The sequence below is a fragment of the Kroppenstedtia sanguinis genome (assembly GCF_050433445.1).
Lineage (GTDB): Bacteria > Bacillota > Bacilli > Thermoactinomycetales > DSM-45169 > Kroppenstedtia > Kroppenstedtia sanguinis.
Genome location: NZ_JBNPXF010000004.1, coordinates 110,670 through 123,673, shown reverse-complemented (window position 1 = coordinate 123,673; position 13,004 = coordinate 110,670). Strand labels below are relative to the sequence as shown.

Sequence of the window (13,004 nt, the reverse complement as noted above, 5' to 3'; positions counted from 1 at the left end):
AGTCGAGATGGTAGGGCGGCGGAGATCCTTTGCGCTCTTTGCAAGATCCTAGCCGTCTCACCCTCCCCCCACAAGCCATATTCTCGCTTGGGGGCAAGTAGGGTGGCGAAGGTCTGCCCCATATTCCGGGTAATCAACAGACCTGCGTACAGGGGACTTGATCACAACTCTTTCAGTCGGGAGTGCCAAAAGGATGAAAAAATACGGGATCCTGTTTCTCACCCTCCTGCTCGGCTTCGCCTCAGGAGGATGCGGTAATCATCTGTCCGGTCCGGAGAAGACTGCGGTCCGATTCTACAAAGAAGTCTGGGTGGAAGGCGACCTCAACCACTCCTCTCGTCTGCTGGCCCATCCACGCAACCGGAAGGAACTAGGTTGGCGGGTGGAACAAACCCGGTCTTCCAAACAGAAAAACCCACCCATCCTGATCACTGTTTCTCCCAGCGATTCGCAAATGATGTCCAAAACCATCTGGATTCACCGTCCATCGGACAAACGAGACTTCCGGGTCAAACTCCGCCGGACCGCCCGGGGCTGGAAAGTGGTCAACTTTCAGCAAAACTACGACAACCGCCGAGGCGGCTATATCGGGAATGATGCCTTTCAACGCTATGTCCGGGAATATCCGGGAATGAAATGGAAACGAGTGGAAAGTCCATGAGCCGTCAATGTCATGATTCTAACAAACAGCCGACGATGTGAGAACGTCGGCTGTTTGTTTTCACCAAGGGTGGAAACCAAGACTATAAAACACAATCACCAAATGATCAGACGGAAAGCCCAATAAAATCCTTATCGATTCATCAAGAATGCAACTAAAAATATAAAAGCGGTCAGGCGTGTTGATTAGCCGTATTTTAGGCAGGAACTAAGGTCGGGATAGCGGGATGGTGAAGAGCCTTTGCGCTCTTTGCAAAGAGATCGTAGCCGTCCCCCCCATCCCCGTCCCCTCAAGCAATATTTCATGATGGGGAAATGGGAAGAGCGAAAGATCGATTTAGTTCCCTCCACCCATTTACTGGTTAATCAACAGCCCTGAAAAGCGGTAACTTTCCTTTGCTAATATATCTGATATTACACAAATACTTAGTTTTTTTCACTCGCGAGTGTTCCTAGATGGTTACAAATAAAGCAATACATGCTAAAAAAATCGAAGATTCCTATATTGCAGAGAACGCTGGAAAAACAAACCCCATTGTTGAAGGTTTTTGTATTCCTTGTGTTTAAAATACACCCGCTTGTCCTATAAAAGGTTACTTTTTATATTGACTCTCAGGCGTGTTGGTTATCCATATTTTGGGTGGGGAGATCGTGTTCACCCACGCGACCGTTGCCATCCAGCAAGGAAGTGAAAACTGGCCGCTCCAAATCTGACCATCGGGCAAGGGCAAAGCCTTACGGAAGAGAATGATGCCCCTAAACCCCCTCTCGTAAGACTTCTCCGCTGGGCAGGATGGCTTCTTTAATCTAGAGCTTCAGCTCCTTTGGATTGTAGTGCCTATGGTGCTACCTTTATTCCAGGGCTTCAGCCCATCGAGATTGTAGTGCCTGTGGCGCATCCTTAATTTCAAATTGTAGTGCCCATGGCGCATCCTTAATTTCAAATTGTAGTGCCCATGGCGCATCCTTAATTTCAAATTGTAGTGCCCATGGCGCATCCCTCATTTCAAATTGTAGTGCCTGTGGCGCAAAGGTCGCTTTGGCAGCACACGACTCCCTTCCACCGCCCATTTGCTGGTTAATCAACAGCCCTGATTGACTCTATAAGTACTTCCCCCTCACATGAAGGCACTTCGAAACCGTTTAGATAAGATCTTAAAGTATCTTCGGTAATTGGAAAAGCTGCATTTGCATCAAATCTTTTACTCCGTACATCCAACCGTTTGCGAATAATTTCAGGACTAACTTTCAAATAAATAAGTTTCCACTCACCACCAGCTTCTTCAATTAGCTGTTTGTATCCATCTCGTTTGGCTTTTTGCCAAAAACTAAAATCAATAACAACCTTTCGTTTATCCTGAATTAGACATATCAATTGATTACGAAGCCTTCTTTCAGCTTCGATTTGATAATCGCCATATTTCTCAACAGGATAGTCTATTCCATAACGTCCATTAACCTTCCAAATCTCTTCATCAATTGAAAGACGTACAAACCCTTCTTTTTCCAATCGTTGTGCGAATGTCGTCTTCCCTGAACCTGCTACACCACACATCATAATAATTAATGGATTTGAAGTAATTTGTCTCAATATTTCCTTTACATTTTCTTCAAAATTCGACAATGCTATCACTCCTTAATAATTTCACCTTTTTCTTCTATATAATCGGGTTCTTGTTCCTCTAAAGAATCAAAATCAATATCATTCACAAGTCCATCATCTTTTATCATGAACAACAACAATTTATTGTTATATCTGAACTCAGGCGTGTTGATTAGTCATATTTTGGGTGGGGAGATCGTGTTCTACCACACTCCGGTTGCCATCCGGCAAGGAAGTGAAAACTGGCCGCTCCAAATCTTCCGATCGGGCAGGGGCAAAGCCTTACGGAAGCAACACAGGGAAGATGTTGCCCCTAAACGCCCTCCCTCCAGATTCTCCGCTGGGTAGGATGGCAAAGGTCGCTTTGGCAGCACACGACTCCCTTCCGCTGCCCATTTTCCGGTTAATCAACAGCTCTGACTTCTTAAATCAAATCTACTATATTTTCATAGGTTAAATTATTATTTGGTTTAGCTTCCGAATTTCCACATACTACTAGAACGTAAACCGAAAACCTGCCGTAGGGAATTTCTGCGGCTATTTTTAAGTTCACCTATGGAAAACCTATTCCCCGGCTTTTGGCACAGTCCTTTACTTTTCCGTCCTCCCTTTTCAACATCAGATCAGTGGGAATCCACTTTTCTGTTGACTTTTTTTCCAGAGTGGGCGTACAATGAAAATAACCATTTTGCATTAGGCCAACATTTGTTTCTCAAACAAACAATTTACACCGATAGAAAGAAAGATAGTCCGAGCCACATATCGCCGGAATGAAAAAGGGGAGAGTGAGATGTCTTTTCAAAAAAGGGGAGCGATCCAGTACCCGCGGATGAAAGTTTTTATCTCCATCCTATTGATTGCTTCGCTGTTGATTCTGTCGGCTTGCGGATCCGGGGGAGATACTGCTGTCCCCCAGGACCGTCCCATCGAGGTGACCGCCACCACAGGTATGGTTGCTGACATCGTCAAAAATGTCGGAGGGGATCGGGTCCACGTCTCCGCACTGATGGGACCTGGCGTCGACCCCCATCTGTATAAGGCGTCCCAGGGGGACATCGGAAGGCTGGCTAAAGCTCATATGATTTTTTACAGTGGAATTCATTTGGAAGGAAAAATGACAGAGATCTTGTCCAAGCTCAGTCAAGAAAAGCCGGTCATTCCCGTGGCTGACGCGATCGAAAAGAAGAAGTTGATGAAAACCGGCGACAACCAATATGATCCCCATGTCTGGTTTGATGTGCAACTCTGGATGGAAGCGGTCAAGTCCGTGGACCGGGAACTATCCAAAGCAGACCCCCAGCATAAGGACGACTATCACCGACGAGCACAAAAGTATCTCGCACAATTGGAAGAGCTGGATCAGTACGCCCGGGAGCAAATCAAAAGCATTCCCCAGGAGCGCCGGGTGATGGTTACCGCTCATGACGCCTTCGGCTATTTCGGACGCGCCTATGATATTGAGGTAGTCGGGCTCCAGGGAATCAGCACCGCTTCAGAGTACGGTCTGAAAGATGTTCGACGGATCGTCAACCTCCTGGCGGATCGTAAAATCAAGGCTGTCTTTATGGAATCCAGCGTGCCCAAACGTTCCATTCAGGCCGTTGTGGAAGGCACCAAGAAAAAAGGACACACCATTGACATTGGCGGGGAGCTATTCTCCGATGCGATGGGAGAAGATGGTACGAAAGAAGGCACTTACATCGGCATGGTCCGATATAATGTGGACACCATTGTATCCGCGTTGAAATAAATTTTCCAGGGGAGGGAATCCTTATGCAACCGTCACACGCCCCCGTCTCTGTACGGGATCTGTCTGTCGCTTATGACCGAAAACCTGTCCTCCGGGACATTCAGTTTCAGGCACCAGAAGGAAAACTGATCGGAATTATCGGCCCTAACGGCGCCGGGAAATCGACCTTGATCAAAGCCATCCTGGGTCTCTTGCCTCTGACTGGCGGAGAAGTGGAAATTTACGGAAAACCATATAAAGAACAACGCTCCATCGTGGGATACGTTCCCCAACGAGAATCAGTGGACTGGGACTTTCCCACCAACGCTTTAGATGTGGTTCTGATGGGCAGTTATGGAAAATTGGGTTGGTTTAGACGCCCTAAAAGGGAAAACCGGGAGTTTGCGTTGGAATGTTTGGATAAGGTGGGGATGGCCGATTTCGCCAAGCGACAAATCAGCCAACTCTCCGGCGGCCAGCAACAGCGAGTCTTTTTGGCTCGCTCTCTGGCCCAGGATGCCCGAGTCTATTTCATGGATGAGCCCTTTGTCGGTGTGGACGCAGCGACGGAGAAAGCCATCGTCAATATCCTCAATGAATTGAAGGGGCAGAAGAAAACGGTCCTCGTTGTTCATCATGATCTGCAGACCGTACAAGAGTACTTCGACTGGCTCTTGATGCTCAATATGAGACAGATTGCCATGGGACCGACTCCGGAGATCTTTACGGTGGAAAACCTGCAGAAAACTTATGGCGGTCGGCTGACAGTGCTTCCGGAAGTATTGGCTGCGAGGTGAAAGTCATGACTGAAATAGAGAACTTCTTGGCCGATCCCAATACGATTTGGGTCCTGGTGGGAACGATTTTGCTGGGGCTGTCCAGTGGAGTCGTTGGTTCCTTCGCATATCTTAGAAAACGCGGATTGATGGGGGATGTCCTCTCTCACGCCGCTCTTCCCGGTATTTGTCTAGCCTTCCTATTGACTGGGTCCAAAAATCCCTTTTTCTTTCTGATTGGTGCCACTGTCACAGGAATTCTCGCCTCCTTGGCGATCAACGCGATCACCCGTTTCTCCCGGATCAAGGAAGATACCGCCCTAGGATTAACCTTGTCCGTCTTTTTCGGCATCGGAATTGTTTTCCTGACTCATATCCAACACAGTGACCAGGGAAATCAGTCGGGACTGGATAAATTCCTGTTTGGACAGTCCGCCTCCCTGGTCGGGGAAGATGTATGGGTGATGGGGGGAGTCGCTCTCTCATTGCTCCTGTTGTCCCTCCTCTTTTTCAAGGAGTTCAAGATCCTCTGTTTTGATCCTGGATTTGGTAGAAGTTTAGGCTTTCCTACCGGGATTCTGGATACGATCCTGATGATTATGCTGGTGGTGGCTGTGGTGATCGGACTGCAAGCCGCCGGGGTCGTCCTGGTGGTCGCTCTCATCGTCACTCCCGCAGCAGCCGCCCGCTATTGGACGGAACGACTCGATGTGATGCTGGTCCTTTCTGCTATTCTCGGCGGCTTGTCCGGTGCCCTGGGGACCGTGCTGAGCTCCCTTTCATTTCATCTCCCCACCGGACCGCTGATTGTCGTTGCCGCTACCATCATCTTTGTGATCTCGATGGTTTTCTCCCCTCGTCGGGGATTGCTCGCGAAGGCGATTCGACTGACACGGGCCCGGAAGCAGTTGGCGCGAGAGCGCGTGCTACAGGTTCTCTATGAACGTCGGGAGCAGGGAGATTTTAGTGATGTGGAAACCCATACCCTCTTGCTCAACAATCCGATGCCCCCTCGCAGACTGAGAGCCGCCCTCCGTTATCTTCAAAAGAAACAGTGGGTTCAACTAAACCCCACCCAGGGGCGTCTCTACATTCAATTGACAGAGGAAGGGGCGGTGCAAGCCTATCAAACCGTCCTCCGCCATCGGATGACCGAGGTTTGGATCATGCACGAAAGTGAAATCGGAGGAAGCATTCGGGATCGAGAGGATGGAATGGTGGCCGACAATATCCCGCCGGCCTTATTTGCCCCACTTTGGGACCTGCTCCAGCGTCATGGCATGGAACCGAAATGGAACCCAGAATCCGGGGCTTCCCCTCTCAGGGAAGGAGGAATCTCTTCATGAGCATGGGATGGACGATTATGTTGACAGGAGCGATGGTGGCAGCCTCCTGCGGATTTTTGGGATGTTTCCTGATTCTGCGGCGTATGGCCATGCTAGGGGATGCGATCAGTCACGCTGTCCTTCCAGGGATCGTCATCGCTTTCCTTGTTAGTGGTAGCCGAGATTCCCTTCCCATGTTGCTCGGAGCTGCTGCCTTGGGTCTGCTCTGTACATTTTTGATTCAGAGTCTACGCTCCCGGGGTGTGCAAAATGATGCCGCAATCAGTGTCACTTTCACTTTTCTGTTCGCCGTTGGCATCATTTTGGTCTCTCTGTTCACCCGCCAGGTGGATCTGGACCTGGATTGTGTCCTCTACGGGGAGATTGCCTATGTCCCCTGGGACACACTTACCTTCTTCGGTACCAACATCGGTCCGAAAGCCCTTTGGGGTGTAGGCATCTCCTTCCTGCTCAGCCTGATCGTGGTGGGCCTATTGTTCAAGGAGTTCAAGATCGTCTCCTTCGACCCACAGATGGCTGCTGCTCTGGGAATTCCTGTCTTGTTGATCCACTATCTGCTGATGGGATTGGTCTCCATCACTACAGTGGCTTCCTTTGAAAGCGTCGGTGCCATTCTGGTGGTGGCAATGCTGATCGTTCCCTCCGCGACCGCCTATCTGCTGACGGATCGGCTGGAACGAATGTTACTGATCAGTGTGGTGGTTGGAGTGCTCAGCTCCATTCTCGGCTACGGATTTGCCCTTCTATTTGATGCTTCCATCGCTGGCTCAATGACCGTAGCCGCTGGCGGCTTGTTCACCCTCGCCTTCCTCTTCTCCCCGCTCCACGGAGTCGTGACACGCTGGGTGATCCGTCGGCGCCTGCGCACTGCCACGGAGTAAACAAAAAAATTAACTCTGATTCAAGATGAAGAGAGCCCCCAGATCCGGGCTCCTTCCAGAGTTAAATGAACGAAATCTAAAACCCGCCAAAAACCTTGAAAAATCACGGTTTTTGGCGGGTTTTTCATCTGATTTAAACATATTGGATCAGGAGGCAACTCATTCGTTCTCTGATTCGTCGTCATTGATCTCTACATTGGCATAGACATTCTGAACATCGTCGTGATCTTCCAGCGCTTCGAGCAATTGAAGCATGGCGGTCACCTGGTCTCCAGTTAATGTCACTGTGTTTTGGGGGACCATCGTCACTTCTGCTGTGGAAAATTGGAATCCTTCCCCCTCTAAGGAATCCTTCACCTCTTCAAACTGGTCCGGAGAAGTGGTAATCTCAAAGGTATCCTCTGAGGCTTCAAAATCCTCCGCACCGGCTTCCAACGCCTGCAACATGACTTCATCCTCATCCTGCCCAGAGCGCTCCATTTGAAGTAGCCCTTTTTTATCAAACATCCAGGCTACACAACCGGCCTCTCCCATACTTCCTCCCCGTTTGGAGAAGATGTGCCGCACATCTGCCGCCGTTCGGTTGCGGTTATCGGTCAAGGCTTCCACCATCACCGCCGCTCCCCCCGGACCGTAGCCTTCATAGTTGACAGCCTCGTAATTGCTTCCGCCTTCCGCACCGGTCCCCCGTTTAATCGCCCGTTCAATATTGTCATTGGGCATGTTTTGAGAGCGGGCTTTGGCGATCGCCATGCGCAGTCGTTGATTTTGATCGGGGTCCTCCCCCCCTTCTTTTGCCGCCACGGAGATCTCTCGAGCCAGTTTGGCGAAGAGCTTCCCCCGCAGGGCATCTTGGCGCCCTTTACGATGTTGAATGTTTTTCCACTTGGAATGACCAGCCATTCCGATCACCTCTTTATCAAGATCCGGATAGATGGTTGAAAAAAGTCCTGTGAAAAGAGGAGTCATCCTAAGGGACAGTCATCTCCGCAGTTCACGAATCCGTTCCAATTCCCTCAAAGTCAGATTCAAGTCTTCGTCCCGCAAAGCTGAAGGCATTCGCCAGCGAGCCTGCCGAAGGGTACCAGGGTCGATCTCCACAGTGAACAGACCTGCATCTAGCAAGGGGGCTTCCTCCACCCGATCTCCGAAAGGATCGAATACCGCGGAGTTGCCAAAAAAACGGACCCCCTCTTCCACACCCGCCCGGTTGACAAATACCGTATATACACAGTTCAACATGGAATGAGTCGACAACATCCGATGCCAAGGTTCGCGGGAAATCTCTGCTCCCCCTTCCTTCACCGGCCCGTTGGCCATAACCAAGAGGAACTTGGCTCCCTCCTGGGCCAATAGATAAGGAACAGAAGGATGCCAGGCCTCTTCACAGATGACCACTCCCACCTGTCCAAAGCGTGTATCCACCCCCTGGATGCGACTTCCGCGCCCAAAATAACGTCCTTCCTGAAACATCCCATAAGTGGGCAGATATGTTTTTCGGTGAACCCATCGGATCTCGCCTTGGCTGAGATAGGCAGCAGAATTGTAGAAAACGTGGTCTGGGCTTTCCTCCACAAATCCGATCACAACATCTGTTTTCTCCGCCAGAGAAGCCAGTGCAAACAGATCATTGTCCGTCACCATCCGGGCCGCATCCGGCGTTCTCTCTCCCAAGGAATACCCTGTCAAACTCAACTCTGGAAAAACCAAAAGATCCACCTGCTCAGAATCGGCACGGCGGATCATCTCTTCATGGAGCTGTAGGTTTTTTTCCACGCCGCCCAACTCCGGGGCGAGCTGGGCCAGACCTACTTTCATCACAACGCCCCCCGCCAAGGTTTTCAGACTGTATTTTATCATAACACACATGTCTGAACCTACCAACCCGCCCAATCCCGGAGGAAATCCTGCCACTGAGGGAGTGCGTGGGCGATTTTTTTTAGGTAGGGCAGGGTCTTTTCTTCAGTGTAACCTCTCTTCATCTGAGTTAAGCCCAGGGCCTCTCGGAAAAATTCATTGGGAAATCCGAGCAAAACGGACAAGGTGATTCGTTCCACCGGCGCCAGCGGACGAGTTTCCTCATAGGTAGCGACAGTTTCCTTCAGCACCGCCGGATCCCAGTCCTGCTCCGAAAGACCACGTGACAACAGTTGCCACAGATCCCCGATCTGAGCGTCATACTCCGCCGTTTCAAAATCGATCAGCCAGCTTTTCCCCCTCCTATCGATCAGAATGTTGTGGCTCGCCAGATCCCGGTGCGCCAAGCACCGCCCCCCTCGCTCCCATCGGATCCACTCCTGTACAGGGAGGGTATGCAAACGTTCCTTGGCAGCTTTTCCGTACCTTTTGTAGACAGCCCCATATTCCCGCAATAAATCTCCCAGTTCTCCGTCCACCCGGTTTACACTTTTCATCAATTGAGAAAAGGAGCGGTATCGAACTTCGACCCGCTCCATCAAAGTCTGAGTACTGGAAGAAGCGAGAGGAGTGAGTAACCCCCGCCCTGCCCTGTGAAAGTGGGAAAGGAGACCGGCCGCCTGACGAATTTCCTCCGAGTTCCGATAGGTGGCGGGACGAGACTCCACTCGTGAGGTCAACACCCATTGCTGACCGTCAGTCACAAAAGCAGGCATCCGATCAAATCCCCGATGACGAAGCTCCCGATCCACCCATACCCACCATCGAAGGTGGGAAGGATGGCGGGATCTTTTCGCCACCCATTCGCCAGACTCTGTCTCCAATAAATGGTGTCCGCGAAAAGTTCCCACTCGGTAAACTCGTGTTCCCAAGGTGGATCCCCAATGGTGGATCACTGTCTCCTCCATCTCGTCCCCCCCTTCCCGCCTCTTATTTCTCTGTGGAACTTTCCGCCCAGGCGCTTTCCTCCTCGCGAAGGAGAGAAGATATATCCCAATCGACTGGTGGTGGATCGGTATTTCCATCCTCTTCCCTCGCCGACGCTCCCGTCAAAGAACTTGGATAGGGATGGAATCCCTGCGTCTGTGGGAATCCCGGCGTGGGGTATGGCATGGGCCAAGCGGACTGGATCTCTCCTTGTAGCGACTGTCCTCCATAGCCGGGATAAGGGAACATGGGCATCTGCGATTGCTCCTGGTCGGGTTGCCCAAAGCCGGGATAAGGGAACATGGGCATCTGCGATTGGCCCTGGTCGGGTTGCCCAAAACCGGGATAAGGGAACATGGGCATCTGCGATTGGCCCTGGTCGGGTTGCCCAAAACCGGGATAAGGGAACATGGGCATCTGCGATTGACCCTGGTCGGGTTGCCCAAAACCGGGATAAGGAAACATGGGCATCTGCGGTTGCTCCTGGTCGGGTTGCCCAAAACCGGGATAAGGAAACATGGGCATCTGCGATTGGTTTTGGTCGGGTTGCCCGAAGCCGGGATAAGAAAACATAGGGGGCTGGGGCTGTTGACTATATTCCGGCTGTCCTCCGCCAGGCGGTGGACTGAAAGTGGGTTGCCCGGTGCTCGGATCCGTCCAAACAGGCCATCCCTGTGAGTCCTCTACTTCGGGTTGCGGCATCGGATGAGCATATGGATCAGGAACCGTCTGGGAGAATGGCTGTCCGGTATAGGGAAAACTCACGGAAGGAAAGGGAGACGGAAGGGGTTGCGAAGTAAAATAGGGGGTCTTCTCCTCTTGTTCTGGTTGTTCTGGTGTTTCCTCCTCTTCCATTCTCCATTGGTACTCCGGTGCTTTGGGCATGGGTGGCATCATCCCGACTGGAGATGAGTCCGGTCTTTTGGGCAACGGTTGCTCTTTGGGAGATTCCGTCCCTTCTTGAATCGTTTCGGAGTGTCCGGTAGATCCGGAAGATTCCGGTTTCCGATGGGGGGATTGCGGCTTCTCCCCCGTCAGCGTCGCTTTTCCCTTCCTCTGCCTAGCTACTGGAACCTTCCCTCTGGGAATTTTGACTTTCTCCCCAGGTTCCGGATGTTCCGGATCCAATGAAGGATTGAGCTCCAGCAAACGTTGCACAGGAATGTCAAAACGCCGAGCGATCTTCCGAAGGGTATCCCCCGGCCGAACGATATGCAATTTCAACGAGATATCCCTCCTTTAAAAAACCGTGCGTTCTATATATATGCGCCCATGAGCTGTTTGCACCCATTTGTCCCTGGAAAAGATATATGAAAGATGGAGGAGCTAAAATCTCTCCTGTGGTAAGATAGATTTTGTCGGACTTTCTGCGGCCGTCTTCCTTTACCACTTTGTCATCTATCTTCGATCATATGACTTAAAGGAGCGGACTATGAGGATCAAAGGAAACCCTGTATGGATCGCATTCAGTCTGTTTTTATTGTTCTCTTTGCTCTTTCTGATTGCCGGTTTTGGATGGGCTGTCACAGATATACTCGATTCTCCGTCAGAAGGGTTTTCTGACAAGGAACCCCAGCAAGCGAAAGGTAACGACTCCGAAACAGCACTTCTACTCACCCTGGGGGATTCCCTCACTCGAGGAACCGGTGATCCGGATGGACAAGGATACGCTGGTCGGGTCAAAGAACATCTCCGCAAGGAACACAGCCAGATCAGTGCAGTCAATCTGGCTGTGAAGGGGCAGACCTCAGACCAATTGAAAGATCAAATCCAGCAATCCCGGGTTCGCCATCTGTTGGGAGAAGCCCGTTGGATTACCTTGACCATCGGCGGAAATGATCTATTCCAAAACAGTGGACAAACGGAGACCATCGATTGGAAGCAATCGGAAAAGGCGCGAAAAAGGTATCAAAAAAACCTTGAATCCACTCTGTCCACCATCCGCCGGAAAAATCCAAAGACCCCAGTGTTCCTGTTTGGGCTCTACAATCCCTTCGGTGATCTGGGTCAAAAAGAAACCAGCAATCGAATCGTAGGCGAATGGAACCGAACCCTCACAGAAACTGCAGAAAAATTTGACCAGGTCGTGGTGATCCCTGTTTTCGATCTCTTTCAACTGAACCCACGGGCCTACCTATACAGTGATCACTTCCATCCCAATCAAAAAGGCTATGCAAGAATGACCGATCGTCTGTTGCAAGCGATGGAAGAAGAGGAGAAAGAGGTGTCAACCGATGCCCGCTGATGAGGAAAAAATCTTGCTTGTGGAGAATGTAAGCAAACGAATCGGTGGACAGGAGATCGTCACAGACCTCACCTTCGATGTGAGACCTGGTGAAATCTACGGTTTCCTCGGACCGAACGGGGCCGGAAAAACCACTACCATCCGGATGCTGGTCGGATTGATTCGCCCCACTCGAGGAACAGTACAAATCGGCGGCTACGACCTGCGAAAAGAGCCCTTACAAGCCCTCCGACATGTCGGTTGCATCGTGGAAAACCCGGAGATGTATCCTTATTTGACCGGACGGGAAAACCTGGAGATCTTCGGTCGAATGAATGACGAGATCATACCGGAACGGATCGGAGAAGTGGCCCGGCTGGTGGAGCTGGAGCAACGGATCGACGACAAAGTGAACACTTATTCCCTGGGCATGCGGCAACGACTCGGCATTGCCCAAGCCCTTCTGGGAAAACCCAAACTACTGATCCTGGATGAACCTACTAATGGACTGGACCCCTCCGGCATCCGCGAAATGCGCCGTTTCATCAGACAACTGGCCCGCGAAGAAGGGATTAGCATCCTGATCTCCAGCCATATTCTGCACGAAGTGCAACTGCTGTGTGACCGCGTGGCTATCATCAACAAAGGACGAATCATCCAATCCGGCCCCGTCGACCAGCTCTTGGAAGGAGATCCTCCGGTGGAATGGGAGCTTTCCCCTCTGGATCAGGGGGTTCAAGTGTTGGAATCCCTCCCGGGTGTCACGGTCCTCGAAAGTCGGGAGGAGGGTCACGTCTTCACCCGCATGCCGGAGGATCAGATCCATGATGCCAACCAGAAACTATTGCACGCGGGAGTGAGGGTGCTGACTATCCACCGCAAACATCCCACACTGGAGGATATCTTCCTTCAGATGACAGAGGGGGATTCCATTGCGTAAC

12 protein-coding genes are annotated in these 13,004 nt (G+C 51.1%); 7 read left to right on the top strand and 5 right to left on the bottom strand.

The window, feature by feature from the left end; translation table 11 throughout:
- Nucleotides 1-193: 193 nt before the first annotated feature.
- Entirely contained in the window at nt 194-661 is a 468-nt protein-coding gene (locus tag JOD24_RS04010) for a hypothetical protein (protein WP_380163653.1), read from the top strand.
- Between the two features lie 1,077 nt (nt 662-1,738).
- On the opposite strand, the gene JOD24_RS04005 is transcribed toward JOD24_RS04010, so the two are convergent.
- Entirely contained in the window at nt 1,739-2,284 is a 546-nt protein-coding gene (locus JOD24_RS04005; protein ID WP_380163649.1) for a P-loop nucleotide/nucleoside kinase family protein, read from the bottom strand.
- 769 nt (nt 2,285-3,053) lie between these two features.
- On the opposite strand from JOD24_RS04005, the gene JOD24_RS04000 reads away from it, so the two are divergent.
- From JOD24_RS04000 to JOD24_RS03985, 4 genes are read left to right on the top strand one after another with little or no spacing between them, the layout of a single operon-like run.
- A complete protein-coding gene (locus tag JOD24_RS04000) occupies nt 3,054-4,013 on the top strand; it encodes a metal ABC transporter solute-binding protein, Zn/Mn family (RefSeq protein ID WP_429246381.1) in 960 nt (319 codons plus the stop codon).
- A 23-nt stretch (nt 4,014-4,036) separates the two neighbouring features.
- The gene (locus JOD24_RS03995) at nt 4,037-4,789 is read left to right on the top strand and encodes a metal ABC transporter ATP-binding protein (RefSeq protein WP_380163643.1); all 753 of its coding nucleotides are present in this window, start codon (nt 4,037-4,039) and stop codon (nt 4,787-4,789) included.
- Nucleotides 4,790-4,794: 5 nt separating this feature from the next.
- Nucleotides 4,795-6,114: a metal ABC transporter permease gene (locus JOD24_RS03990; protein WP_380163641.1), complete on the top strand. Its 1,320-nt coding sequence runs from the start codon at nt 4,795-4,797 to the stop codon at nt 6,112-6,114.
- Nucleotides 6,111-6,995 carry a metal ABC transporter permease gene (locus tag JOD24_RS03985; RefSeq protein ID WP_380163639.1) on the top strand — a complete coding sequence of 295 codons (885 nt, stop codon included), beginning with the start codon at nt 6,111-6,113 and terminating at the stop codon, nt 6,993-6,995. The genes JOD24_RS03990 and JOD24_RS03985 overlap by 4 nt, the downstream gene beginning before the upstream one ends.
- A 159-nt stretch (nt 6,996-7,154) precedes the next feature.
- On the opposite strand, the gene JOD24_RS03980 is transcribed toward JOD24_RS03985, so the two are convergent.
- The 4 genes from JOD24_RS03980 to JOD24_RS03965 all read right to left on the bottom strand — a co-directional run bounded on the left by JOD24_RS03980 (nt 7,155) and on the right by JOD24_RS03965 (nt 11,063).
- Nucleotides 7,155-7,898: a YebC/PmpR family DNA-binding transcriptional regulator gene (locus JOD24_RS03980; RefSeq protein WP_380163637.1), complete on the bottom strand. Its 744-nt coding sequence runs from the start codon at nt 7,896-7,898 to the stop codon at nt 7,155-7,157.
- A gap of 78 nt (nt 7,899-7,976) precedes the next feature.
- A complete protein-coding gene (locus JOD24_RS03975; protein ID WP_380163635.1) occupies nt 7,977-8,813 on the bottom strand; it encodes a nitrilase-related carbon-nitrogen hydrolase in 837 nt (278 codons plus the stop codon).
- A gap of 59 nt (nt 8,814-8,872) precedes the next feature.
- Nucleotides 8,873-9,820 carry a phosphotransferase gene (locus JOD24_RS03970; RefSeq protein ID WP_380163633.1) on the bottom strand — a complete coding sequence of 316 codons (948 nt, stop codon included), beginning with the start codon at nt 9,818-9,820 and terminating at the stop codon, nt 8,873-8,875.
- A 22-nt stretch (nt 9,821-9,842) separates the two neighbouring features.
- Entirely contained in the window at nt 9,843-11,063 is a 1,221-nt protein-coding gene (locus JOD24_RS03965) for a LysM peptidoglycan-binding domain-containing protein (RefSeq protein ID WP_429246380.1), read from the bottom strand.
- Nucleotides 11,064-11,271: 208 nt separating this feature from the next.
- On the opposite strand from JOD24_RS03965, the gene JOD24_RS03960 reads away from it, so the two are divergent.
- Together JOD24_RS03960 and JOD24_RS03955 are read left to right on the top strand one after the other, a co-directional pair.
- Entirely contained in the window at nt 11,272-12,084 is an 813-nt protein-coding gene (locus JOD24_RS03960) for a GDSL-type esterase/lipase family protein (protein WP_380163629.1), read from the top strand.
- A complete protein-coding gene (locus tag JOD24_RS03955) occupies nt 12,074-13,003 on the top strand; it encodes an ABC transporter ATP-binding protein (RefSeq protein ID WP_429246379.1) in 930 nt (309 codons plus the stop codon). The genes JOD24_RS03960 and JOD24_RS03955 overlap by 11 nt, the downstream gene beginning before the upstream one ends.
- Nucleotide 13,004 lies beyond the last annotated feature (1 nt).